The organism is Pectinatus frisingensis, from assembly GCF_014076555.1.
Lineage (GTDB): Bacteria > Bacillota > Negativicutes > Selenomonadales > Selenomonadaceae > Pectinatus > Pectinatus frisingensis.
The window spans coordinates 1,897,035-1,921,739 of sequence record NZ_CP045424.1 but is presented as its reverse complement, the minus strand read 5'-3'; the positions used below and the strand labels follow the sequence as shown (position 1 = coordinate 1,921,739).

At 39.4% G+C, this 24,705-nt stretch carries 18 protein-coding genes; 4 read left to right on the top strand and 14 right to left on the bottom strand.

Annotation, left to right across the window (positions count from 1 at the left end):
• Nucleotides 1–2: 2 nt before the first annotated feature.
• From urtA to F8M42_RS09005, 3 genes are all read right to left on the bottom strand, one after another.
• A complete protein-coding gene (gene urtA / locus F8M42_RS09015; RefSeq protein ID WP_229711316.1) occupies nt 3–1,256 on the bottom strand; it encodes an urea ABC transporter substrate-binding protein in 1,254 nt (417 codons plus the stop codon).
• Nucleotides 1,257–1,461: 205 nt separating this feature from the next.
• Entirely contained in the window at nt 1,462–2,202 is a 741-nt protein-coding gene (locus F8M42_RS09010) for a response regulator transcription factor (RefSeq protein WP_182186106.1), read from the bottom strand.
• 3 nt (nt 2,203–2,205) lie between these two features.
• Nucleotides 2,206–4,854 carry a hybrid sensor histidine kinase/response regulator gene (locus tag F8M42_RS09005; RefSeq protein WP_182186104.1) on the bottom strand — a complete coding sequence of 883 codons (2,649 nt, stop codon included), beginning with the start codon at nt 4,852–4,854 and terminating at the stop codon, nt 2,206–2,208.
• Between the two features lie 193 nt (nt 4,855–5,047).
• On the opposite strand from F8M42_RS09005, the gene F8M42_RS09000 reads away from it, so the two are divergent.
• Entirely contained in the window at nt 5,048–6,154 is a 1,107-nt protein-coding gene (locus F8M42_RS09000; protein WP_182186102.1) for a response regulator, read from the top strand.
• Between the two features lie 187 nt (nt 6,155–6,341).
• On the opposite strand, the gene F8M42_RS08995 is transcribed toward F8M42_RS09000, so the two are convergent.
• The 4 genes from F8M42_RS08995 to F8M42_RS08980 all read right to left on the bottom strand — a co-directional run bounded on the left by F8M42_RS08995 (nt 6,342) and on the right by F8M42_RS08980 (nt 11,571).
• Nucleotides 6,342–7,172 carry a phosphoenolpyruvate hydrolase family protein gene (locus tag F8M42_RS08995; protein ID WP_182186101.1) on the bottom strand — a complete coding sequence of 277 codons (831 nt, stop codon included), beginning with the start codon at nt 7,170–7,172 and terminating at the stop codon, nt 6,342–6,344.
• Nucleotides 7,173–7,367: 195 nt separating this feature from the next.
• Nucleotides 7,368–8,594, bottom strand: a complete 1,227-nt coding sequence (locus tag F8M42_RS08990; RefSeq protein WP_182186099.1) for an RNA-guided endonuclease TnpB family protein — start codon at nt 8,592–8,594, stop codon at nt 7,368–7,370.
• Between the two features lie 416 nt (nt 8,595–9,010).
• Nucleotides 9,011–10,228 carry a Tm-1-like ATP-binding domain-containing protein gene (locus F8M42_RS08985; RefSeq protein WP_182186098.1) on the bottom strand — a complete coding sequence of 406 codons (1,218 nt, stop codon included), beginning with the start codon at nt 10,226–10,228 and terminating at the stop codon, nt 9,011–9,013.
• Between the two features lie 146 nt (nt 10,229–10,374).
• Nucleotides 10,375–11,571: a phosphoenolpyruvate hydrolase family protein gene (locus tag F8M42_RS08980; RefSeq protein WP_182186097.1), complete on the bottom strand. Its 1,197-nt coding sequence runs from the start codon at nt 11,569–11,571 to the stop codon at nt 10,375–10,377.
• 210 nt (nt 11,572–11,781) lie between these two features.
• On the opposite strand from F8M42_RS08980, the gene F8M42_RS08975 reads away from it, so the two are divergent.
• Nucleotides 11,782–12,447, top strand: coding sequence for a hypothetical protein (locus tag F8M42_RS08975; RefSeq protein WP_182186096.1), 666 nt, complete (start codon nt 11,782–11,784; stop codon nt 12,445–12,447).
• 124 nt (nt 12,448–12,571) lie between these two features.
• Here F8M42_RS08975 and F8M42_RS08970 read toward each other — a convergent pair whose 3' ends face one another.
• The 5 genes from F8M42_RS08970 to F8M42_RS08950 all read right to left on the bottom strand — a co-directional run bounded on the left by F8M42_RS08970 (nt 12,572) and on the right by F8M42_RS08950 (nt 19,147).
• The gene (locus F8M42_RS08970) at nt 12,572–13,750 is read right to left on the bottom strand and encodes an ABC transporter permease (RefSeq protein ID WP_182186095.1); all 1,179 of its coding nucleotides are present in this window, start codon (nt 13,748–13,750) and stop codon (nt 12,572–12,574) included.
• A 16-nt stretch (nt 13,751–13,766) separates the two neighbouring features.
• Nucleotides 13,767–14,912, bottom strand: a complete 1,146-nt coding sequence (locus tag F8M42_RS08965; RefSeq protein WP_182186093.1) for an ABC transporter permease — start codon at nt 14,910–14,912, stop codon at nt 13,767–13,769.
• A 368-nt stretch (nt 14,913–15,280) separates the two neighbouring features.
• Nucleotides 15,281–15,832, bottom strand: coding sequence for a TetR/AcrR family transcriptional regulator (locus F8M42_RS08960; protein ID WP_182186091.1), 552 nt, complete (start codon nt 15,830–15,832; stop codon nt 15,281–15,283).
• Between the two features lie 410 nt (nt 15,833–16,242).
• On the bottom strand, nt 16,243–17,631 hold the full coding sequence (locus tag F8M42_RS08955; RefSeq protein WP_182186089.1) for an aspartate ammonia-lyase: 1,389 nt from the start codon (nt 17,629–17,631) through the stop codon (nt 16,243–16,245).
• Between the two features lie 91 nt (nt 17,632–17,722).
• Nucleotides 17,723–19,147 (bottom strand): DASS family sodium-coupled anion symporter, encoded by a 1,425-nt coding sequence (locus F8M42_RS08950; protein WP_182186088.1) that lies wholly within the window; start codon nt 19,145–19,147, stop codon nt 17,723–17,725.
• 293 nt (nt 19,148–19,440) lie between these two features.
• On the opposite strand from F8M42_RS08950, the gene F8M42_RS08945 reads away from it, so the two are divergent.
• Together F8M42_RS08945 and F8M42_RS08940 are read left to right on the top strand one after the other, a co-directional pair.
• Nucleotides 19,441–20,751 (top strand): ATP-binding protein, encoded by a 1,311-nt coding sequence (locus F8M42_RS08945; protein WP_182186086.1) that lies wholly within the window; start codon nt 19,441–19,443, stop codon nt 20,749–20,751.
• A 6-nt stretch (nt 20,752–20,757) separates the two neighbouring features.
• On the top strand, nt 20,758–21,651 hold the full coding sequence (locus F8M42_RS08940; RefSeq protein ID WP_182186084.1) for a response regulator: 894 nt from the start codon (nt 20,758–20,760) through the stop codon (nt 21,649–21,651).
• A 209-nt stretch (nt 21,652–21,860) separates the two neighbouring features.
• Here F8M42_RS08940 and F8M42_RS08935 read toward each other — a convergent pair whose 3' ends face one another.
• Both F8M42_RS08935 and dcuC read right to left on the bottom strand, forming a co-directional pair.
• Nucleotides 21,861–23,249 (bottom strand): aspartate ammonia-lyase, encoded by a 1,389-nt coding sequence (locus tag F8M42_RS08935; protein ID WP_182186082.1) that lies wholly within the window; start codon nt 23,247–23,249, stop codon nt 21,861–21,863.
• A gap of 193 nt (nt 23,250–23,442) precedes the next feature.
• On the bottom strand, nt 23,443–24,696 hold the full coding sequence (gene dcuC / locus F8M42_RS08930; RefSeq protein WP_182186080.1) for a C4-dicarboxylate transporter DcuC: 1,254 nt from the start codon (nt 24,694–24,696) through the stop codon (nt 23,443–23,445).
• Between the last annotated feature and the right edge of the window lie 9 nt (nt 24,697–24,705).

The following is a 24,705-nucleotide window of genomic DNA, read 5'->3' as shown; positions in this document are numbered from 1 at the left end:
AATTAATTGGACAATCCTTTTGCCCAGTCATATGTTTTCAGATATGGATCAGGACGAACAGGATCTGGTGTACTCCAGATTTCTTTGATTGAACCATCTGCCTGAACTTCGCCGATACGTACTGTTTTCCAGAGATGCTGATTTTCACCTTCAATTTTTACAGTTCCTTCAGGTGCTTTAAATTCCAGACCTTTTGCTGCTTCTTTTACTTTATCGACATCGGTCGAACCAGCTTTTTCTACGGCAGCGGCCCATAGGTACACAGCATCATAGGCAGCTTCTATAGGATCATCCGTTACACGATCTTGTCCATAACGAGCCTTATAGTTGGCAACGAAAGTTTTATTTTCCGGAGTATTTGTTGTCTGGTAGTAATTCCAGGAAACAAGTTGTCCGGTCATGTTCTCTGCGCCTATGCCGCGTACTTCTTCTTCGGCAATGCTGACGGAACAAGTAATGAGATCTTTTGAAGTTATTCCGGCATCCTTAAGCTGTTTAAAGAAAGCTACGTTGCTGTCACCATTGAGTGTATTAAAGACTACGTCCGGTTTTTCTTCTTTGATTTTGTTGATTATTGTACTATAATCTGTATGACCCATTGGGGTATATTCTTCTCCTACGACTTGTCCGCCTTCAGCATTTAATTCAGCTTTGATTATTTTATTGGCAGTACGCGGAAATACATAATCAGAACCGATTAAGAAGAATTTTTTGCCTTTGTTTTTTAGCAGCCAGTCAACGGCAGGAACAATCTGCTGATTAGGAGCGGCACCCGTGTAAAAAATATTGGGGGATGATTCCATCCCTTCATATTGGACAGGATACCATAAAAGACCGTTATTGCTTTCAAATACGGGTAATACGGCTTTTCGGCTGGCTGATGTCCAGCAGCCGAAAACGGTTGCCACTTTATCCTGCTGTAGAAGTTTTTTCGCCTTTTCGGCGAAAACAGCTGGATCTGATGCGCCATCTTCTGTCACCACTTCAAGTTTTTTACCAAGTACGCCGCCTTTGGCATTGATTTCATCAATTGCCATCATTTCGGCATCTTTCACAGAAACTTCACTGATTGCCATTGTGCCACTCAAAGAGTGAAGGATACCAACTTTAATCGTACCTTTGGAATCAGTAGAACTGCCGGAGCTTTGTGATGTCTGCGAGTTGCCGCAGCCACTAAGAAAAACTGATGAAATAAAAAGAGCGGTCATTGCTAGGGAGGCACTTTTTTTCATTTTGGCAAAAAGTCCCATGTTCATATGATTTCATTCCTTCCATGCAACAGCAAAATGAAAAGACACTGCGATATGTACATAGATTATACATATCACAGCGCCTTTGCTGTTTGTTATATTGTTTTTAATTACAATATTAGTTTAGCAATTTTTGCTGAGGGAGAAAACCATATAAAAAAGTCATTTTCCAGTAAAAAAATGACAAATTTCGGTTTTTAAATATTTATTATTAATTATTAATATTTTTTTTATATTCACCGGGAGTCATTTTGGTGTAGATTTTAAATAAACGGCGAAAGTAATCCGGACTGGCATAACCAAGCCGATTACTTATTTCATAATTTTTGTATTTACCACTGCGCAGCAAATACTTGGCATGTTCCATTTTCATTTTTGTTAAATATTCATTAAAATTTTCACCTAGTTTTTGTTTGAAATATTTTCCGGCATAATCACGGCTTATGGCAAATTCTTGGGCAAAACTGTCTAAAGTGATATCATCTTCAATATGATCGAGAATAAAGCGACAGATTTTTACAGCAATGCTGTCATTATTTAATTCGTATTTTTCAGCTAATTTTTTTTGCAGATATGTTTTACTGTTTAAGTGACTGCGGACACGCTGTAATAATGAACGAAGGTCTTTATCATCCGGCGGTTTGGTCATATAATCGAAGACTCCCAGACGTATCCCTTGCTGTGCATATTCAAAATTACTGTAAGTACTTAACAAAATTATACAGTTGTTGATTCTTTTCCGGCGCAGTTCTTGAAGAAATGACAGACCGTCCATACCAGGCATTCGTATGTCAGTTATAATTAGGTCGACTTCCTGCCGGGCTAAAAATTGTAGTGCTTCTTTTCCATCGGCAGCTTCGCCTGCTATGCAGAATCCGGATGAATTCCAGTCGAAACGTTTTAAAATATACCGTTCGGCACTGTCGTCATCAATTAACAATACCTTATACATAATTTACTCCTTGCCTGTTTTTTGTACCGCAGCAGATAATAATACAGCTGCTGCGGGAAAATCATATATATTTACTTCATGCCATAAACGATTGTAGAAAACCTTGCCAAATAGTGCGCATAAGCATTCTTGCAGTCTGCGGCATGTCTCTTTAGCTGAGAAATCACCATTTTGTAAAAGTGTGAGTAATTCGTGTAGTTCTGCGTCAGTTGTGGTTGATGAGAAAATCGGTGATTTTTCTGCTGCATTAGAAGAAATCGCCAGGTATCGTTTAATGCATTGTATTGTTTGTTGAAATATAGGCAAGAAATTTTTTATGCTTTCTTTATTGTCTTTTTTCAGGGCATTGGATAATGTCATTGCTGCAGAATATAGTCCATTTGCGCCGATGTTGCCTGCAGCTCCTTTTAATTCATGTAAACAATTAGATGCCTTGCGATATTCTTGTTTTAGAACATATTGTTCAATAGTACAGGCATCATTTCGATGGTTTACATAAAAAAGCTGCAGAATTTTTTGATAGGAGCTTGTTTTGCCATTCAGTTTTTTTATGATATCTTGTGGTGCAAAAAAGGAAAGGGATGGCAGATCAGATGACGGTTCAGAATTTATGGGTATTTTCAATACACCGGATAAAATTTCTCCCAGTTTATCCAGCTGTAATGGTTTTTCCAAATATGCTGCCATCCCAGCGGCAAGAACTTTTTCCTGGACGTTGCCAAGTACATCAGCAGATAAAGCAACGATTGGAGTAGTGGTGTTTTGTGAGTTTTTCCGTATATGGGCTGTTGTTTCATAGCCATCCATTATGGGCATGCGGATATCCATCAAAATAATATCATATTTGTTTTTTTCGGCCAGATTAAGTGCGGCTTTACCATTACTGGCAGCAGTGACAGTAAACCCTAATCCAGAGAGAATTTCTTCAGTCATGTGCAGATTGACTGTGTTATCTTCAACCAATAAAAGCCGGATGCCGTGAAAATTCATATTGGGAGAGACATTGTCTTTTTGTGGGATAGTATCGTTTGTACGTTTTGCGGGAAAAGAAAAGATAAAGGTTGTTCCATGTCCTGGTTCACTGTTTAATACTATATGACCTTTCATTAGTAGGGCGATTTGCCGGCTTATAGCGAGTCCCAGACCTGTACCGCCAAAGCAGCGTGACGTGGAAATATCAGCCTGTGTAAAGGCCTCAAATAAATGCTTTTGAGCTTCTTTGGCTATACCTATGCCGCTGTCGGTAAAAGACATGTATATCCATTCATGATTATCCAATATACATGAAGAAACCTTAAAACGGATGAAACCCTGCTCGGTAAATTTTACGGCATTGGACAGCAAATTCAAAGCAACTCTTTTTAAGCGGAAGGAATCACCGCAAATTAGATCAGGGACAGCTTTATCAATTTCTAAAAAGAATTTTAATCCCTTTTTTCTTGTTTCAACTTCAATCATTGTATAAAGTTCCTTTATTGCCTGTCTTAGACTAAACGGGGCCATTTCTAATTCTATTTTTCCTGATTCGATTTTAGAAAAATCCAGGATTTCATTGACAATCGATAATAAATTTTTAGCAGCTAATCCAATATTATTGCTATAATCCGATATTTTTGCTGAAGGATGCTGCTGTTCGAGCATATAATGATAGCCGATAATTGTGTTTAATGGTGTTCGTATTTCATGGCTCATATTAGCAAGAAATTCACCTTTGGCAGCGTTGGCTTTTTCTGCTTCCTCTTTGGCAAGCAGCATACGTTTTTCTGTTTCCCGCCGTCTTTTCAGTTCGCTTTGAAAAGATGTATATAAAGTGTTGAAAGTATCTGCCAAAATACAAAGTTCTTTTGTACCTTCTGCCTTCAACTTAAAATGCTGCTGCAGGGAAAAACCTTCCAGGTTTTTAGTATAATTACGTATGGGATGCGTTATATATAACATGAATATGCGCATCAATCCCAAGATTTCAGCAATTATCAAACAGGCCAGTATTACCTGCAGAACAAAAGCATGATAAAGATTTTGCCGGGCATGTAACAACTCATTTTCCAAGCGATCGTTCATTGACTGTTGGAAAGCAGCAATGGGATTCATGATATGTTCTTTGCTCAGGTCATAGTTATTATCAAACATGATTTCAACTGCTTTAGTTTTTTTGGCACTGTCTGATAAAGCGGTGTCACTGTCACTGAGTTTTTTTATAGATACTGGTGCAGGCATTAGTTCTTCAGGTACATGTTCTGATTCTAATACTAAACGCATAGAACGACGTTCTGTTTCGACCAATTCATCAGAAAATTTTTTTGCTTCTTCAAGTAATAATAATTCATTTGCCGGTGCATGAGCTTCCTGCATTTTTTCTATGACATAATCACGGGTTCTGGTTTCTTGGATTTCCCGCCAATAATTATCCATATGGGAACGATCACCGGTAACTGCATATTTTCGTCCTTCGGCGGTCAGATAATCAGATGCTTCCGCCAGTGATTCTCCCAGCTGTTGAAACATTATACGGTGTTCTTCGGCTGTCTTTTCAGCTTTGATGTTTATATTCATATATATGCTGCTGATGGCAAGCAGGGCAGTAATCATGAAAAAACTGATTGCCATAAAACGACTGAGACGTGATTGTGTCATAACAAAATTTTTTTTCATGTTAATATCCCCATTACAAAGTTATGCATAAAAAAAACCTGACCGGTGATTGGTCAGGCTCCATTGCCAAAAATCTATTCTCATATTATAATCCAATCACTAAAAAATGACAAATGTATTATTTTTTAGTACTCTTGCGTAAAACAATGGGTATGTTAAAATAATAACTAAAAGTAAAGAAACAGGTGTTCTTATGCCCGTGCCCTATGAAAAACAAATTCTGATTATTGATGATTCACCGGAAAGTATTGAACTTGTGAGCTGTATTTTAAAACGGTCCGATTTTATGATTCGTATTGCTAAGAATGCAAATTCAGCATTGAAATTGATTCAATTTCAGATACCGCATATTATACTGCTCGATGTCAATATGCCGGAAATGAATGGTTTTGATTTTTGCCGATTGTTAAAGAATAATGTCCAATATAAAAAAATTCCCATTATTTTTCTAACGGCCAGTGATGAGGAGGAAAGTATAAGAAAAGCGTTTGCACTTGGTGCACAGGATTATGTCACGAAGCCTTTTAAACCGGCAGAGTTGATTGCGCGCGTCAACACACACCTGAAGTTGACGCAGCGAACTGAAGAATTGGAAAACGCATATAAAAATCTTGACAGTTTTTGTTATTCTGTGGCTCATGATCTAAAATCACCATTGCTTTCCATCCGGAGGTTGATAGATTTCTTGTTACAGGATTATGATGAAATTTTTACGGCTGATGGGAAAGAACTTGCTGCAAAAATACAAGAAAAAACCACTGAGGTAACAGAGATTATTGATCATTTACTGGAACTTTCTCATGCGGGCAGCAAAAAAATACATATCAGTAAAATCGATACAAGGCAGTATTTTACTGATATGTATAAGAACCTGCGTGCTTTAGAACCCTCCAGAAAAGTCTGTTTCCAGGTAGAAAATCTGCCATGTATATATGCAGATCCGGTTCTTTTTAAACTTTTATGTCAAAATATTTTGTCCAATGCTTTAAAATATACAAGAAAAAAAGATTGTGCAGTTATTGAAATCAACTGTCGTTTGACTGAAAATTATTTTGTTTTTTCTATTAAGGATAACGGAATTGGATTTGATATGCGGTATGTTAACAGATTGTTTCATGTGTTTGAACGGCTTCATTCCGAGCGGGAATTTGAGGGCAGCGGTGTAGGACTCGCCATTTGTCAGAGAATATTGCAGCGGCAGGGTGGCAAAGCATGGCTTACCGGTACACCGGGAAAAGGAGCATCTTTCTTTTTTTCTCTGCCGCGTCGGGAGATGCCGATGATGGAGAAAGACTGTTAATAAAATAGAGCCCCATTGCTGAATAGAAATGGGGCTGTCGTACGTTGACATTTTCATTCATAAATATGCAGTTGCAATATTCCCTTAGAATATTTCTCAGTAGGAAATTAAGCCATACGGTGGTAGGCTGCATTTTTATGAGGTCAATGCCGTTCGCGCGGGCAGCCCCTTGATTTAACTAATATTATTATTTGGTTATAGCTTTAAAAGCAGCGGCCTGAGCGGTCATGCCTCTTTCTGAGGCCAGGCGTTCGATGGAAGAAGCACCAAAAAAACCATCGATTTCAGGAACATGTTTTATAACATAAGCAGCGTCTTCCGGGTCGGCAATAGGGCCGCCGTGGCAGATTACCATTATGTCGGAACGGACGGCGCGACCAGCCTTAATGATTGACCGGATTTTTTCACAGCAATCATCGAGAGTGACTGCTGTTTCGGCACCAATGCTGCCCTTGGTAGTAAGTCCCATGTGGGCAACCAGAATGTCGGCACCGGCTTGTGCCATTGCTTTTGCCTGTTCCGGATCAAATACATATGGGCAGGTCAGCATATCAAGTTTGTGAGCTTGTCTTACCATGTCTACTTCCAAACCGTATCCCATACCGGTTTCTTCCAGATTGGATCTGAATTTGCCATCGATGAGACCAACGGTAGGGAAGTTTTGGACACCGTTAAAACCTTGATCCTTGAGTTTTTGTAAAAATAGATCCATTACACGGAAGGGATCAGTACCGCATACTCCGGCTAAAACAGGTGTCTTTTTAACTATCGGCAGCACTTCGCGGCCCATTTCCTGAACTATCTGATTGGCATCGCCATAAGATAAAAGTCCGGATAAGGAACCACGTCCTGCCATGCGAAAACGTCCGGAATTATAAATAATAAGCATATCAACATCAGCTTTTTCACTGCATTTCGCAGTGATGCCGGTACCAGCACCGACACCAACCAAGATTTTTCCGGTTTGTATCTGGTTCTTAAAATCAGCTAAGATTTCTGTTCTTGATTTTCTCAACATATAAATTACCCCTTTACAGTTTGTTTAAAGTGATTACTATTTAGTCAAAGATCAGTCCCCCTCCTAACAGCTGACGCTGTTTGAGGAAGGGGGCTTGCGGCTCGGGACAACAGAGGTGGTAACGATACAATAAGGATCTCCCTCACTCCGCCGCATCGTCGGACGACTGACTATTGCCCGTTTAACTTCCGAGATTTACTCAGAAGCCGTTAATTTACTAAACTTAGGGTTTTCTTCGCCTGATGCCCACCGTGTTCCAAGTACCTGGATATTCATAGCACCGATACGGTCATCATTAGACCTGTAGCCGCACTTGCAGATATATTCATGGGTATCATGGCTGCGCTGCTCTTTGCATACTGCCCCGCATCTAGGACAGCGCTGGGAAGTATACTTTGCCGGAACCTTTATTGCCTTAGAACAGTTTTCATGTGCTTTGTAAATAAGGAACTGCTCAAGCTGGTAGAAAGACCAGCTCCTGATTTCATAATTATGCTTGGCAGTTTTAGACAGGTTGCTTTCTTCAAAGGATACTCCGGACAGGTCTTCTATCGTAAAGAGCGTATTTGGTCCGTATTTTTCGACGAGTGTCTTAGATATCTGATGGTTCACATCAGCCATCCAGCGGTTCTCTCGCCCTGAGATACGTTTCAATGCTCTCATGGCTGACTTGGTTTTCTTTGCCTGAAGCTGACTGCGTGTTTTCAGAAACTTGCTGCGCTTTCTTAGTATCTGCCTGCCGGATACGAATTCTGTTTTGCCCTGTTCGTCATATGACACGGCAAGGAAACGCAGCCCCCGGTCAATACCGACAGTATGGCGCACATTATTTTTGGTAAATTCCTTTACTTTGCCTTTGACGGGGATATGGATATACCAAAAGCCTTTATATTCGACAATCTTACCAGTACCAAGCTGCCAGTTCTTATTATTGAGATATTCAGAGAAATGCTTGCTTTCATATGTGACTTTGATTCGCCCTTCGAGGGTGTTTATAGACAGCATATTCCCATTGTCTACAAAAGAGTAGTCTCTCCCACGGACGAGATCGGCCTGCGGGCGCCTGAATTTTATAGGCCGCCATAACCATTCCAGTGTCCTGTTGATATGATGCCATTTACCGTCCTCGCCTTTATATTTAAACGGGTGCTGGAGCAGCTGTTTTTTCACGGTCTTATATCTTGCCGTGGTTGTCCGGAATACAGACTGGGTAAGCTGGGACTTAAGCCCGAACTGGCGGCGTATATCACGATAGAGTTCATGGTTCAAGCTGTTGGCGCTGAGCTCAAAGTCATGCTCGAAGATATATGCTGATACACTGTTGCAGACCTGACGGTACAGCTCGGTCATTGTTTTTAATAATTCGATCTGGTCTTGATTGACATTGAGTTTTAGTTTAATGGTTTTTGTCAGGTCCGGCATGTTCTTTCACCTCTTTATTTTGGGATTATTTGCTCTTATATATTCATTGTATCATGCTTATTTTGAGAACTTATGTGTTTTTAGATTTATTTAGAAATAATTTTGACGGCATTCCTCTCCGCCTGTAGAGGTCGGAGTATCCTGCCGGACCTTTTGATGAATATTGCTGGCCTGCGGGAACCGTCAGACGCGATAATTATTATAATGAGCTGCTGTGTAATTAATGTATAGTTGCGTAATGTATATAGTGGAATAAAATATTCCCAGCCATGGCTGGGAATATTTCTCCAGCATAGAGATTTGTCAAAATTTTACAAATGGTATTATGAAAAATATTACGAATAAATATAAACTTTTTATTGATTACTATATTGTGTCTTTTGAGTCATCACTGAATGGCACTCCCGTGATAAATATTAAGCGTTCAGCAGATCAATAAGGTTTTGGGCAGCAGTTTCAGCAAAAACTTTATCATTGATATTATTATCCATTTTGAGAAATTTGACATGGGGATTACTTATTTCACGTTCTAAGGTTGTAAATAAAGCCTTATCTTCAGATGGGCCATAAAAGGGCTGGCCCGCGGCATCAATAGCTGACACTCCTCTTAGAGGCAGCATGAGAATAGTTTTAGTTGCAGCACTATTCAGTTTTTCGGCCAGCTTTTTAGCAATAGCTATGTTTTCTTCAGCAGTAGTCCGCATTAACGTTACAGTGGGATTATGTTTGTATAAGCTGCGGTTGCGATATTGCGGCGGTACAGTGTCTATTGGACCGAAGTTTACCATATCCAGAGCCCCAACGGATATTACCTGGGGAATTTTGTTTTTTATGGCAGCTTCACAACGGTGTTCTCCGGCTGCGAGAACACCTCCGGCTATCTGGTCACACCATTCAGTAGTTGTCAAATCCAGCACACCTTTAAAAAAACCTTGATTGATCAGAGATTCCATTGTTTTTCCACCTGTTCCGGTGGCATGGAAAACTAAGACTTCATAGCCGGCTTTTTCCAGATAATTTTTCGCCTGGTCAATGCAGGGGGTGGTTACACCAAACATTGTGGCAGCAATCAAAGGTTTAGTATCGGGCGGGTCCGCCGGTAATTTATTACCGGCAGTAAGCATACCGCTTATGGCGAAAATAGCATTTTTGAAAATGGTCTTGGATATTTTGTTCAATCCAGCTACATCAACGATTGAGGGTATCATTACAATGTCACTGGTGCCGACATATTGTGATACATTACCGGAAGCCATGGTCGACACCATTACTTTAGGCACACCAATAGGCAGCCGGCGCATTGCCGGAGTAACTAAAGATGTGCCGCCGGAGCCGCCAAAAGAAATTATCCCGTCAAATTTTTTTTGTTCATATAATAAGGGCACAATCTTTTTCATACCATTGGACATAGCTTCAGTAGCAAGGGCGCGATCTTTTCTTGCTGCAATTGCCTGTATATCATAACCGGCTGCTGCAGCTACTTCTTTGTTGGAAACATCAGGGGAAAAAGCCGGAGCAAATATGCCTGTGTGAATGGTGAGTGTTTTTAAGCCGATAGTCTCGGCAATTTTTTTCGCATATTCGTATTCTATTCCCTTGGTATCAAAAGTGCCCGCTATTGCGAGTGTTTTCAAGGATATTCCCTCCTTTTGATTATTATAAAATATTTTTCCGATATGCATATCTTATATATATATATTATGTTTTGGCAGGAGGGAAGTAAATGTATTTATGTTTCTTTATATTGTGTTTAAGTACTTTTATTAATATTTATAATTTTCTACTTATTAACAGCTGTGTCCTTGGCAAATGCACTGGGAGTGAATCTTGTATATTTTTTAAACATTTTAGAGAATTGTACATAATCAGTATAACCGACATTGACAGCGGCTTCTTTGCAGGATACACAGCCGTGACGCAGTAAGTCTTTGGCTTTATTAACACGGAAACGCACCAAGTACTCAGAAAAACTGCAGCCAACTTCTTTTTTGAAGCGAATACTCAGATAGTTTTTGGATACATGTATAGCAGAAGCTAATGAACTAAGATGTATTTCTTCGGTATAGTGTTCTTTGATATAGTATTTTATGAAATCGGCATAATCTTTATTATTCCAATTGTTATGAATTTTAGCAGCTGGTTTCTTTTTTTCAAAGTCATTGTAGTATTTAAAGGATTGAATGGTTTTTAGTATGGCTTTTTCTGTTGGGATACGGTCGAATGTGGAGCCGCCTATATAACCTTGACATTCAGTGCTTTGGTAAATGTATTCCATATCAAGAGGTGTGTTTGCCGGTCCGGCATAAATCATTTTTATTACGTCAGGGTTTAATGCGGTACATACTTTAAATATCGTGCCGGATATTTTTCGCGCCTCATCGATGGAAATATATTTTTTGGCACCAAGAAAACCACCCTTGGTCAGTCCCAGATGCAGACAGATAATGTCAGCACCGGCTAAAAGCATTTGCTGTGCCTGATGTGTATTGATAACAAAGGCCAGGGTGAACATATCCATTTTATGGGCTAAGCTGATGGCTTCGATTTCTTGTTCGAAGGTATTACCGTCTTCTTCTAAAGCTTCACGAAACTTGCCGTCTATAAGTGATAACGTAGGATAGTTGACTATTCCGGAAAACCCGGCACGTTTAATTTTCTTTATATATTCGGTCAGATTGATGAAAGGATCACTGGCAAAAAGTCCGAATAATACAGGAACGGTTTTCAGCATTGGTAATATTTCCCGGCTGCCTATTTCCATGATGAGATCATTGCTGTTGCCATAACAGTAATAACTGGCATAGGAACCCTGCCCCATGGATCGGTATTTGCCTGCGCTCAACGCTAAAAGCAGGTCTGCTCCGCCCATAGCAGCATATTTAGCCGTTATACCGGTTCCTACAACAGCACCAATGATGTGATGATGATTATTTTTTTGTTTATTGAGAGCTGTTAATATATTCTTTCTGGTAAACATTTTATCATCTCATTTATAATTCATTATTCTTTATTATAAAGCAAAATGATATTTGATTCATTATATAGTTTTCGCTAATATTATTAAAAATAAAATAATTGTCACAAATAAATTTTATTTTTGCCTTATTTTTGTCAAAATTTACTTGTATTATAAGGATAAATCAAATGAATCAGATGGATTAGAAAATATATTTGGAGGATGATAATAATGATTAATTTATCAAAGAAAAAAATGGGCGCACTTGCTGTAGGAGCAGTTATGACATTTGGTGCAGCTTTTCCCGCATTGACTTTTGCGGCAAGCCAAAACGATGCCTATGGCAGTCCGTATGATTGTTATCAAGGCCAGGGTATTGGCGGTCATCATAAGAATGGGATGTTTGCTGAAATGGAAAAGGAATTGAATATCAGCAAGGCAGATTTCGATAATTACAGGACAAAAGGATACAGCGGCAGAGATGTTATGCACGCTGCAATCATAGCTAAGGCAAGCGGTAAATCGCTTGACAAGGTTATTAGCTATAAGACGGCAGATACTACATGGCATTATGTCATGGGAAAGGTCAATGTTACCGATGACCAACTCAGACAAGTTCATCAGGATTTATTTACCGACGGAATTTCGCAGCGTACCGGTGTAGATAAAAGTGCGATAACAAATCTGTTTAAACAGGGCTATAATGGACGTGATATTATGATAGCGGCTGAACTGTCTAAGGCTTCTTCAAAATCGATCGATGATGTAATGGCAATGAAAAAAGTAAATAATACATGGAAAGATGTAGCTGATTCACTTGGGGTGAATAGGGCAAGTTTCCGGCAGGATTTTGGTCCGATGCATGATGGTCCGATGCATGGTGACTGGGACAGATAAGTATAAATAAAAATACCTGAGAAATTTTCCAGCTTACGTTCCATAACCAATAGCATATTGAAAACAATCTTATTTAGGGGCTGTGACAAAATGATTTTTCATTTTGTTACAGCCTCTATAATTATTATAAATTGAATTTTACATTTGCCTTGGCTGCCACACGTTCATGTTTTTTACGACCATAATTAAAAGCTTTTGCAGAAAACAGCAGGCAGGTACCGCCTATAATGGCAAGCATTAAAATATCCTGTATTAAATTGCTTGTTGTTCCTGATAAAAGCAGATCACGTATAGGATTAGACATCCATGTTAATGGGAAAAAAATTTTGGCTATCAGCTGCATTGAAGCCGGCATTGATTCCAAAGGCCAGGTGTATCCGGAAAAAATGAACGCAGGGACTACATAAACCAAAGATACTTTTACAAATTTTAATTCTGTAATGAAGAAAGCAGCAACAAAAAGACCGAGGCAAAGTACTGCAAAACAAAAAGCTCCACTAAGAAGCATAAGTTTGATGTATGGAGCTTTTATAGGAATATGCCATATATGTCCGGCTAAAAATAAAAAGCTTATAAAGGCTATTATTGCGAGTGACCAATGCAACAGCAGCTTACCGAGTATAAGTTTACTGATGGGTGTATTATTTAATTCGGATAAGTGATTAAAATCATAGTGAACGGATGCTCCTATGGCAAAAAAAAGTCCTTGTTCAAATGCTGTCATAGATAGTCCGATGCAAAAGAAAAACATATATGTTTGGATAGGATTATTCAGCATTCGTAAATTATAGTGAATAGGAACGATTTTTGGTGTCAGGATATTTTGTGACAGTCCTAACCGCAGTGAGGTGTAATTAATGGCAATATTATCAGAATAACTGTTGATTATATCCTGGGCAGCCGTGGCTGTAGTATTGGCAAAAACGAGATTGGCCCCGTTTACCATATAAAGTACTGTGGCAGGATAACCTTGGGCAATATTTTTAGAAAAATCCTTGGGAATTTGAATCGCCGCATATGCTTCTTTATCAGCCAATGTATGCAGCATAGCTTCTTCACTGGAGGCGTTTTGCACAATTTTGAAAGTTTCACTGTCATCGATGCTTTTTATAAGATTTCTGCTTAGGCGTGACTGATCTTCATCGTAAATTACAGCAGGTACATGTTTTACAATACCCGGTTCATAGAGAGAACCAAATAAAAACAGATATATTAATATGGCACCAAAAATAAAAATTATCCGCCGTGGATCTTTAAGAAATATTTCATTGAGTTCCCGTTTTATAATTTGCCATAAATTCATTGTTTATGCCTCACTTTTACACAGTTTTATTGGATATATAACGGCGCAGGGTAAATATACACCAGGCAATTGAACCGGCGGTAATACCTACTATAAGCAGCATCCTGAGGTTATATGAAAAATCAGGACAATAACCCGCCAGCATTAGATCACGCATACAATCGCCTGCATAAGTGATAGGCATAGTCGATGAAAACCATTTACTGAATCCGCGCATGGATAATAGAGGCCAGGAAAGTCCGCTGAATAATAATCCTGGCATGATATACAATAATGGCAATTGTACGGCAAAAGTTTCATCCGGAGATATAGCGGAAAACAGGTATAATACACCGATTACTGCAAATATAAAAAATCCGCCAAGTAAAAGCAATTTCCACATTTGTGCGCGGATTGGTACAGCCCATAAATAAGTTAATCCGGCTAATGAAACAGCATAACTGATTAGTCCCAAAAACCAATACGGAATAGCCTTAGCTGTCATCAGTAAAAGCGATGAATAGTCCAAACCATAAATGTTACGTCGGCAAAGTGCACTTAGAAGCGGAGTAACTGTCACCAGCAAAGCAATTTGCAGACCGTTTAATACTATACCCGGCAGCATAAAAGGAGTATATCCGGTTGTAGGATTGTTAAGCAGACGCACGCCGATATGAACCGGGTATACCATGTTCAAAGCTGCATTTGGCAAAACTCCCAGACCTTCTACCAATTTTTGAGCCAGGCCAACAGAAAAAGTACGATTATTTTCCTGTATTGAAACCAAAGCAGAATTAGCAAAAATATTATTTGCTGAATTAAGTAGTAAAATAATATCAGCACTGCGGCCTGATTTTATTTGCTCGGAAAAATCAGCCGGGATACCAAGTCCAACCTGAACTTTACCATCACTGAGCAATTCGGTCATTTGTTCTTGAGTATCTGCGTAAAATTTAATATCAAATCGATCAGAATCGCGATATACTTTAATAAAGCTGCGGCTTAAATTGCTTTGATCCTGGTCATAAATTACCACAGGAATATGACGAACGGTGTTTTCCTTATATATCATGCCAAAAAATATACAAAATAACAGTGGTGTTAAAAAAAATAATGCTGCCGGAAAGGGCCGGCGCCAAAGTGCATGATGTTCATAACGCACAATCTCCAAAAATTTTCTCATGATGATATAACTCCTGTAATGTTATAGCCGGATGTGATTTTATGGTATTTATCTGGTGTTTAGCCAGTATAATACAATTGTTCGATAATAACGTCCGGTATCTTGCTACCAATGATACTATATATGTAATAATGGGTACTCAGGCATATTTTTGAGGGCTGTCGCACATAACCATTTTCATTCATAAAGATCAATAGACCGCTTTCCTTATCCCATCTCAAAATGGCAGGGAAAAGCATAGCGATAGTGGATTGTATCTTTATGAGACCAATGCTGTTTGTGCGCCAGCCCTTTTTTATTGTGTAATGTTTAAAATTATAATTGAATTGGAATAGTGAATTATCGCTTTAAGAAATTGTTGTATCGAATTATTTATTTTCCAATCCAAAAAATATGATATCACCTAAATTTTTTAATGCTTCACTATAAGTAAGATTGCTTTTTTTTAAAAAATTGTATTCGGACAAGGCTTCTGATGTTACTAATAAACATTGATGCATAACATCCAAATTGACTTTTCTGAATTCATGTTTTTGGATGCCTTCTTGTAATATATCCATCAAGACATTGATTTTTTTTTCACGAAAAATAGACCAGCGGTGCCATTCACTGCTGTAATCAGTTCGTAAATCAGTATAAATACTTTTATCAAAGCGCTTAAATGCTTCCGTATATAAACAAACAAATGCAATGATTTTTTGTTTTACTGGCAGGTCGGCGCTGCGGATAGACTTTTCCTTTTGATTAAAATTATTCATTAGGTAATTTATTATTTCATAGATCAGTTGATCTTTTGATTCCACGATTTTATACAATGAGGTCTTACTGATATGTAAGCGGCGTGTTAAATCAATCATTCTAAATCGCAGAGAATGTATCTCTATTTCTTTTAATGCAGCCAGGATTACTCTTTCATTCATTATGTCACACCCTTTGATACCGCAAATGACTATATTGGTACTACGATGTTATTATACTGATTTTATGTAAGAATGTCAATGATTGGATAATTAGATAACAATTGATATGATCTGTGTTCGTCAGATATTTGGCAAAATAAACAGCATATTTGTCGTAAATAGCTTTTGTGATTGACTATTTAAAGTTTAAAGCAAAAATGGGGCCGCCGCACGAATAACATAATATCATGAAGATGTAATATCACCACTGCTGCACGGTTTTTACCTTTTTGAAGGCAGATGAAAGTGGAATATACATTTTATGGATAAAATGGTTACGTGTGACAGCCCCTTTATATAACTTTACAGGGGAGTACAGTTACATTCAATGATTATAAGCTTTTGCTGTTAATGAAGTGTATTACAATGAATTATTCAGCAATGCCGGGATGGGTCATTTGCTGTGGAGACAATATATGTTCTAGTTTTTCCTTCGGCATCAGATTTTTGGCGATAACTATATCACGAATCGGTTTACCGGTAGTGTAAGCTTCTTTGGCCAGCATTGCCGATTTTTCATAACCTATATGCGGTAACAAGGCAGTTACAACGCCGACACTGTTGTCAAGCCAGGTCTGGCACTGCCTGTTGTTTGGCTGCAGATCGATGAGAAGTTTATCGACGAAGGTATTGACGGCATTGGTCATGTAGTTCATGGAGTTGAACAGATTGAAGGAAATGACAGGTTCCATTACGTTAAGTTCAAACTGACCGTTTTCCACGCCGAGGTTAATAGCCAGGTCATTGGCTATTACTTGGTAGCAGCTTTGGTCGAGCACTTCAGCGATGACAGGATTTACTTTGCCTGGCATGATGGAAGAACCTGGCTGGCGAGCCGGCAGTTTTAATTCATTGAGCCCGCAACGCGGGCCGGAGGCCATAAGACGAAAATCGTTGGCCATTTTTATCAGAACAAGTGCGGTGACTCGAAGTGATGCGGACACATCGGCGAATCCATCGGTGTTGTTGGTGGCGTCGACCAAGTTGTCGGCAGTCTTGAAGGTTTCGCCGGTTACGTCGGAAAGTGTTTCGGCAACGGCTTTGATATATTCCGGTTCAGCGTTGAGACCGGTGCCGACAGCAGTACCGCCCATATTTATCACATGGATGGAATCAACAGCAGCTTTGATACGCTTGATGCCGCGGCGTACCGCGGAAGCGTATGAAGCCATTTCCTGACCAAGCGTAATAGGAACGGCATCTTGGAGATGAGTGCGTCCCATCTTTAAGATATCCTTGTATTCTACGGATTTTTTGTCCAGTTCGCCGGACAGACGTTCCAGAGCGGCAATCAGCTTTTTGCTTTTATGGCTTGCGCAGACTTTGATGGCAGTGGGGAAAGTATCATTGGTGGACTGAGCCATGTTGGCATCATTGTTCGGCGAAATGACATCATAACGCCCCTTAGCTTCTCCAATTATTTCTAAAGCACGATTTACCAGGACTTCATTGACGTTCATGTTGACGGATGTGCCGGCTCCGCCCTGAATAGGATCAACCGGGAACTGGTCAAGCATTTTACCGGCGATTATTTCGTCGGCAGCCTGAATCAGTGCATTGCCGATTTTTTTATCAAGACGGCCGGTAGATAGATTGGCTAAAGCGGAAGCTTTTTTTACCTTGGCGAAAGCTTGTACAAAATCCGGATCAATGGTCTGACCAGTGATATGGAAGTTTTCTTTGGCGCGAAGTGTTTGCACGCCATAGTACACATCGTCCGGTACTTCTAATTCACCTAAAAAATCACGTTCTTTTCTCATTTTAACACCCTTCTTTTAAATTTAATCTTCTATAATAATTAATACTGTTTATCTAATTGATACTGTAAATACTGTTTGGGATTGCGATTCATCAGAAGAACCCGACAAATTTCATCCAAGGCAAGCCGATTGCCAGCCATACTACGATGTGAAGCGTAGTGATCAGAAAACCTATTTTCCACCATCTTCCCTGGCTCATGTAGTTTGCGCCAAAGAATATCGGTGTTACACCACAGCCATAATGAGTGAGGAAGGAACAGCTGTTAGCTAATACGCCTAAAATTATGAGTACACCTAAGGCTGGTGCACCGGCTGCTATCAATATTGTGGCGAAAGCGGCAAATAAAGCCATGATATGAGCACTGTTGCTGGCTAAAATATAATGTGCGTAAACATAAATAATGGAGAGGATTACCAGCATTACACCCCAGGAAGTGCCGGCAAGACTGTTGCTGACAATATTGGCCAGATATCCCATGAGACCCAGCTTGGAAAGGTAAGCAGCCATGTTGACTAATACGCCCATCCATACCAGAACGTCCCAGGCACCCTTTTGTTTAAGAATGTCGTCCCAGTCAAGTACGTGAGTAAAGAGCATTGCACTGAGACCAAGTAAAGCTACAAATGCGGAATCAATACCGTGAATAGGACCGGTTGCCCATAATAACAAAGCACAAATGAAGATTACGCAAAGTATTTTTTCGGCGCGGGACATTGGACCTAATTTACCAAGCTGTTCGGTTGCCAATTCTTTGGTCTTGGGGGTAGCTTTTAGTTCCGGATTAATAATTTTATACAACAGCCACGGGGTCAGAACTGTGAGAATCAGGCCCGGTACTATACAGGCGATAAACCAGTCTGTCCAGGTTATTGTGACACCGAATAATGTGCTGGATAGTGAAGCGGCAAGAGCATTGTTGGAAGCACCGGTGAGGAAGATACAGGCTGAGGTGATAACAGCGCAGTATGAACTGAAAATCAGGAAAGCACCTGTACGGCGATTTTTTTCCTGATCTGGTTCTGCACCTATAGCAGAACAGATGCTGCGGACTATCGGGTAGATAATCCCGCCACCGCGGGCTGTATTGGATGGTGTGAATGGAGCGATAACAAAATCAGCCGCACTCATTATATAGGCCACCCGCAAAGAACTGCTGCCAAACTTTGCCAGCAGCATATAAGCTATACGTTTGCCAAGTCCTGTTTTTATGAATCCTTCGGCAAACATGAAAGCCGATACGATGAGCCAGATTACAGTGTTACTGAAACCGGCCAGGGCTTCACCGGCTTTTAATACATTGAACAAGACTAAAGCAGTACAAGCAATAATTGCGATGGCCCCTATTGGTAGCGGCTGGAGAATAAAACCGGCGATAGTGGCAATGAAGATTGCCAGTAGATGCCATGCTTGAGGTGTCACTCCCTGGGGAGCGGGAATAAACCAGAGTATTACGCCAATGGCTAAACAGATTAGACTTTTTACCAGAAAGTTTTTAGGAGTCTTTTTACTATCCATATGATTTCCTCCTTAAAGGATTTATAGAATGTCACAGACTACGTAGATACCGGTATTTACAATAGTTATCATAAAAACTATGACGATAAACAATTTATATGAAAACCTTAATCTTATTAATGAGCTCGTAATATATATATAATTTGCCCTACCAGATTCTACAGAAATATATACAAAATTCATAGAATACAAAAAAATTTATTTTTTTATGCAACATTTTATTTTTAATAAACAATTATCATGTTAAAATAAATGTAACATATAAAATATAAGGAATTATCAGGAGGAGTTTTTTGAAAAGGTATCGACGTGATATATTGCTGTTTTTGTTCATGCTCATATGTGTTTCTTTGGCCGGAGAATTGAAGTTTCACCCATTCGGTGGTTATTTTTCCAGATTTCAAGTCAGTCTGGGTTCGCCGACTTTTTTACTGTTTATTCTATTTATGCGGCGGCCTTCGTTACTTTTTACTGGTGCCTGCATGGGCGTGGTAGTTGTGATTTTTCGGGCAGTAATTGATGTATACTCAACATGTGATATATTTTCCCGGGCGCTGTTGATGCATGCCGCTACATTTTTTTATTATTTTTTTTATGCGGGATGTTTTTCCCTGGCGCGATTTGACCGCAAATATATTTACAGCAATGCTGTAAAAGTTGCAGTCTGGTCGGTTTTGGCTGAAGTTGTAGCCAGTGTGGCAGAACTTTCAGCAACAAATGTTTTGGTTAATAATTCCTGGCATTTTGTTACAGTACCGATGCTTTTGAAACTGATGTTCATAGCAGTTTTGCGCTGTTTTTTTATATTGAGTTTTTTCTTCTTGGCACAGATTTATACAATAGAATCGCGAATGCAGCAGGAAAGAAAGGAAAAAGAACGGATGCTGTTGATGATAACCAATCTCTATGATGAAGTAGTACAGCTGCATGAGTCGCAAAATAATGTTGAAAATGCCACGCGTGAGTTTTATAAAATATACGAGGAAATAAATCAAAAAGCTGCCACACCAGAAGAAAAGATACTGGCACAAAAGATGCTGGCATTGGCGGGAACCGTACATTCGATAAAAAAAGACAACCAGAGAATATATGTAAATCTTATGGCACTGACTAATAAGAATGATAGTAAGACAGAAGATTATATGAGTGCAGATGAAATAATTAAGCTGTCTGTAGACACATATACCAGATATGCCAAATCATTGAATAAGCAAATAAAATTTTATACAAAAATTTCGGCAGAATTACCGCTGCTTCATGTATATACATTGTTGTCATTGTTGAATAATCTATTGTCAAATGCAGTTGAAGGCATATTCTCACGGGGAATTGTGGAGATATCTCTGGCGGAAAAAGATGATATGCTGCAAATTTTAGTGGACAACACAGGAAGCTTTATTCCTATTAAAAGATTGAAGCTTATTTTCCAGCCGGGTTATACGACAAAATTTGATAGTAATGGAAATGCTTCAACCGGTGTAGGACTGTCCTATTTAAAAAATCATGTAAAAAATTTGGGCGGTATGGTCACTATTAATTCTGACGGTGTAAATAATGTTGAATGTAAATTATTGATTCCATTAAATAAGATAAAAAGGGGATAACATTATATGCGATTTATGATTGTTGATGATGATTCGGCAACGAGGTTTATGCTGCAGGATATTATCGAAGACTGTGAGCTGGGAAAGGTAATAAGTTCACTGGATTCGGCAGTTGATATTGATAACGAATTATTAACAGCCGAAAAAATAGATATTCTAATAATTGATTTACTGATGCCGGTGCGTGATGGTATTTCGACAGTAAAAAGTATAAAAACAGATTTTTTGGGTAAGATCATCATGCTTTCACAGGTGGAAAATAAAGAAATGGTGGGAAATGCTTATTCACTTGGTGTTGACAGTTATATAACCAAACCGATAAACCGTAATGAAGTGGTCGGTGTAATCAAAGAAGTAAGCAAACATATCTGCTTAAAAAAATTTGTCAGTAATATTCAAAATGATTTACATAATTTGTCTTATGAGCGTGGTATTAATAAAGATAAAAGTGATAAAAAAATGACAATTACAGAGCGGGGAAATATGGTTTTACGGGATTTGGGAATTGAAAGTGAGGCGGGCAGCAAAGACTTACTGGAAGTTATTGACTGGTTAGGGAAAAATCTTGACAGCAATGCAAATGACTTTCCCTCTTTGAAAACCATTTTTACACAATTGGTAAACGAAAAAACACCACAGGAAGGCGATTGTAAGAAAATTAAGGCTGTGGAGCAACGTGTGCGCCGCACTATTTTTCAGGCTATGGTAAATATTGCATCAATGGGGATTGTCGATTGTACCAATCCCAAATTTGATGATTATGCATCCCGTTATTTTGATTTAGCAGAGGTGTATGCATTGATGCGTACCTTGGAAAAAGATGAAAAACCGCAAATTTCCAACTCACATATAAACAGTAAAAAATTTATTCGTACTTTGTATATCGAAAGTTATAAATAAGCCTATGGAAAACTTGATGAAGATTAGCAAAATTTAATAGTAAAAAATATTTGTGGATAATGATTGGGATGTCAGCTATAATAATAAAAAAATATTGCAAAATAAAAACGAGACTTGGAAAGTAAAATCCAAGTCTCGTTGTATGTAAAGAGATTGTAGCAATGCTGGATTGCCGCAATCTTGACAGGAAAGCCGATTAAATTATAAAGTTATTCAGCAATGCCGGGATGGGTCATTTGCTGCGGAGATAATATGTGTTCCAGTTTTTCCTTCGGCATCAGATTTTTGGCGATGACTATATCACGAATCGGTTTGCCGGTAGTGTAAGCTTCTTTGGCCAGCATTGCTGATTTTTCATAACCGATATGCGGTAACAAGGCAGTTACAACGCCGACACTATTGTCAAGCCAGGTCTGGCACTGTCTGTTATTTGCCTGCAGGTCGATGAGAAGTTTATCGACAAAGGTGTTGACGGCATTGGTCATGTAGTTCATGGAATTAAATAGATTGAAGGAGATTACAGGTTCCATTACGTTAAGTTCAAACTGACCGTTTTCCACACCGAGGTTAATGGCCAGATCATTAGCTATTACTTGGTAGCAGCTTTGATCAAGCACTTCAGCGATAACAGGATTTACTTTGCCTGGCATGATGGAAGAACCTGGCTGGCGGGCCGGCAGTTTTAATTCATTAAAACCGCAGCGTGGACCGGAAGCCATAAGGCGAAAGTCATTAGCCATCTTAATTAAAGTAAGTGCAGTAACTCGCAGCGAGGCGGATACATCAGCAAAACCATCGGTGTTGTTGGTGGCATCGACCAGATTGTCAGCAGTCTTGAAGGCTTCACCGGTTACGTCGGAAAGTGTTTGGGCAACGGTTTTGATATATTCCGGTTCAGCGTTGAGACCGGTGCCGACAGCAGTACCGCCCATATTTATCACATGGATGGAATCAACAGCAGCTTTGATACGCTTGATGCCGCGGCGTACCGCAGAAGCGTATGAAGCCATTTCCTGACCAAGCGTAATAGGAACGGCATCTTGGAGATGAGTGCGTCCCATCTTTAAGATATCCTTGTATTCTACGGATTTTTTGTCCAGTTCGCCGGCCAGACGTTCCAGAGCAGCAATAAGTTTTTTACTCTTATGGCTTACACAGACTTTAATAGCGGTAGGAAAAGAGTCGTTGGTGGATTGAGCCATGTTAGCATCATTGTTTGGTGAAATGATATCATAACGGCCCTTGGCTTCTCCAATTATTTCTAAAGCGCGATTTACCAGTACTTCATTGGTATTCATGTTGACGGATGTACCGGCTCCGCCTTGAATAGGATCAACCGGGAACTGGTCAAGCATTTTACCGGCGATTATTTCATCGGCAGCCTGAATCAGCGCATTGCCTATTTTTTTATCAAGACGGCCGGTGGATATGTTGGCTAAGGCAGCAGCTTTTTTTACCTTGGCGAAAGCTTGTACAAAATCCGGATCAATGGTCTGGCCGGTGATATGAAAGTTTTCTTTGGCACGAAGTGTCTGTACACCATAGTACACATCGTCCGGTACTTCTAATTCACCTAAAAAATCGCGTTCTTTTCTCATTTTAATAACACCTTTCTTTATGTCATAGATTAGTTGTTAAATTAATATCTATCAGTATATTGTATAATGTATACAGCAATATCTTGAGTACATTATAACGCATTTATATAAATAATGCATGTGTTTTTAATATATTTTTTTTATAATTATATAGGGAGAATATTTTAGTAATCAGAGAATATTAATGTCCGGATCACAGTAATAATAACATGACAATGATGGTTGCGGCTATCGTCGGTATGGTATTGCGCTTGGTTAATTCTAATGGATTGATATTAGCCATTTTAGCGATAATGATACCAGCACCGGCTACAGGACTCATACAGCGTCCCAGACCGGCACCAATTTGAGCCATTGAACCGAGTTCGATAATTCCATAGCCAAAATCAGCAGCATGTGGTGTGATTGCCCCGTTGAATGCCAAAGCAGCAGCGTTACCGGATCCAGAAAGCGCACCTATTAAGAAGGGACCGAAAGCAGATACTATTTGAGCTATCTGCTGTGAGTTTTTCATCACATCAATCAATGCCCCGGTTATACCAATAACGGTCATACCGGTAGTAAAACATGCAGCAGCGGCAATTAATCCGACGACGTCACCCATCCCATCACCCATGCCTTTAAAGAATTGTTTTGTCGCTTGCTTGACATTGGGACGGGTAACTACAAAACCGATAGCCGTTCCGATTATCATGGCGACCGGAACAGAAATATAAGGTATCAGATGCAGTTGTTTACTGCTGATGATCAGAAGTACAAGTGGTAGTATCGGAATTATGGCATACAAATAATTCAGATGGAATTCTTCAACTTCCTTAGCTTCAGCAGCATTTATGATATAGCCACTGTTTTCTTTTTTCACTACAGCAATAATGGCCAGGATGATGGCTGCGGCAATAGCTGCTATTATTACTTGCAAGGAAAATCGTCCGATTACGGTCATTACATCTGTCCCTGCCAGCTGGGCAACCTGAGGGTTAAACATAAGTCCCGGACTCATTACGCTGCCCCATGTTCCTAGAAAAACAGCAGAAGCTGCCATGGCCGGATGTACCCCGGAATAAATGAGGGATGGTATCAGCAAGACACCGACAGCGGCTGCACAGCCAGCTGCACTCGGTAAAGCGATATTGATGAAAAATGTTACAAGAACAGCACCGGGGATCATTATTACCTTGCATTTTTTTAAAATTGATGAGATAAGGTATACCATATGCTTTGAGCAAGTTGTGTATTCCATGACATAACTAAATCCCAAAACAGTACAAATTGTAGGAACTAATCCGGCATTGGTGAATTCGTTGATAAATGAAGTTATACCTGCACCTACATCACCGCCGATGAAACACATAATTATACCTGAAATAAATAGTACCAATCTGGTTTCGTAGTTTTTGACGATTGCTGCGAAAGTTAGAACGATCAGCACAACACCTGCTATAATCATTTAAATTAC

What these genes read in the sequence shown, in the direction of transcription:
- urtA (WP_229711316.1), bottom strand. Translation starts at nt 1,256, where the DNA reads ATGAACATGGGACTTTTTGCCAAAATGAAAAAAAGTGCCTCCCTAGCA.
- F8M42_RS09010 (WP_182186106.1), bottom strand. Translation starts at nt 2,202, where the DNA reads ATGTATAAGGTATTGTTAATTGATGACGACAGTGCCGAACGGTATATT.
- F8M42_RS09005 (WP_182186104.1), bottom strand. Translation starts at nt 4,854, where the DNA reads ATGAAAAAAAATTTTGTTATGACACAATCACGTCTCAGTCGTTTTATG.
- F8M42_RS09000 (WP_182186102.1), top strand. Translation starts at nt 5,048, where the DNA reads ATGCCCGTGCCCTATGAAAAACAAATTCTGATTATTGATGATTCACCG.
- F8M42_RS08995 (WP_182186101.1), bottom strand. Translation starts at nt 7,172, where the DNA reads ATGTTGAGAAAATCAAGAACAGAAATCTTAGCTGATTTTAAGAACCAG.
- F8M42_RS08990 (WP_182186099.1), bottom strand. Translation starts at nt 8,594, where the DNA reads ATGCCGGACCTGACAAAAACCATTAAACTAAAACTCAATGTCAATCAA.
- F8M42_RS08980 (WP_182186097.1), bottom strand. Translation starts at nt 11,571, where the DNA reads ATGTTTACCAGAAAGAATATATTAACAGCTCTCAATAAACAAAAAAAT.
- F8M42_RS08975 (WP_182186096.1), top strand. Translation starts at nt 11,782, where the DNA reads ATGATTAATTTATCAAAGAAAAAAATGGGCGCACTTGCTGTAGGAGCA.
- F8M42_RS08970 (WP_182186095.1), bottom strand. Translation starts at nt 13,750, where the DNA reads ATGAATTTATGGCAAATTATAAAACGGGAACTCAATGAAATATTTCTT.
- F8M42_RS08965 (WP_182186093.1), bottom strand. Translation starts at nt 14,912, where the DNA reads ATGAGAAAATTTTTGGAGATTGTGCGTTATGAACATCATGCACTTTGG.
- F8M42_RS08960 (WP_182186091.1), bottom strand. Translation starts at nt 15,832, where the DNA reads ATGAATGAAAGAGTAATCCTGGCTGCATTAAAAGAAATAGAGATACAT.
- F8M42_RS08955 (WP_182186089.1), bottom strand. Translation starts at nt 17,631, where the DNA reads ATGAGAAAAGAACGTGATTTTTTAGGTGAATTAGAAGTACCGGACGAT.
- F8M42_RS08950 (WP_182186088.1), bottom strand. Translation starts at nt 19,147, where the DNA reads ATGGATAGTAAAAAGACTCCTAAAAACTTTCTGGTAAAAAGTCTAATC.
- F8M42_RS08940 (WP_182186084.1), top strand. Translation starts at nt 20,758, where the DNA reads ATGCGATTTATGATTGTTGATGATGATTCGGCAACGAGGTTTATGCTG.
- F8M42_RS08935 (WP_182186082.1), bottom strand. Translation starts at nt 23,249, where the DNA reads ATGAGAAAAGAACGCGATTTTTTAGGTGAATTAGAAGTACCGGACGAT.
- dcuC (WP_182186080.1), bottom strand. Translation starts at nt 24,696, where the DNA reads ATGATTATAGCAGGTGTTGTGCTGATCGTTCTAACTTTCGCAGCAATC.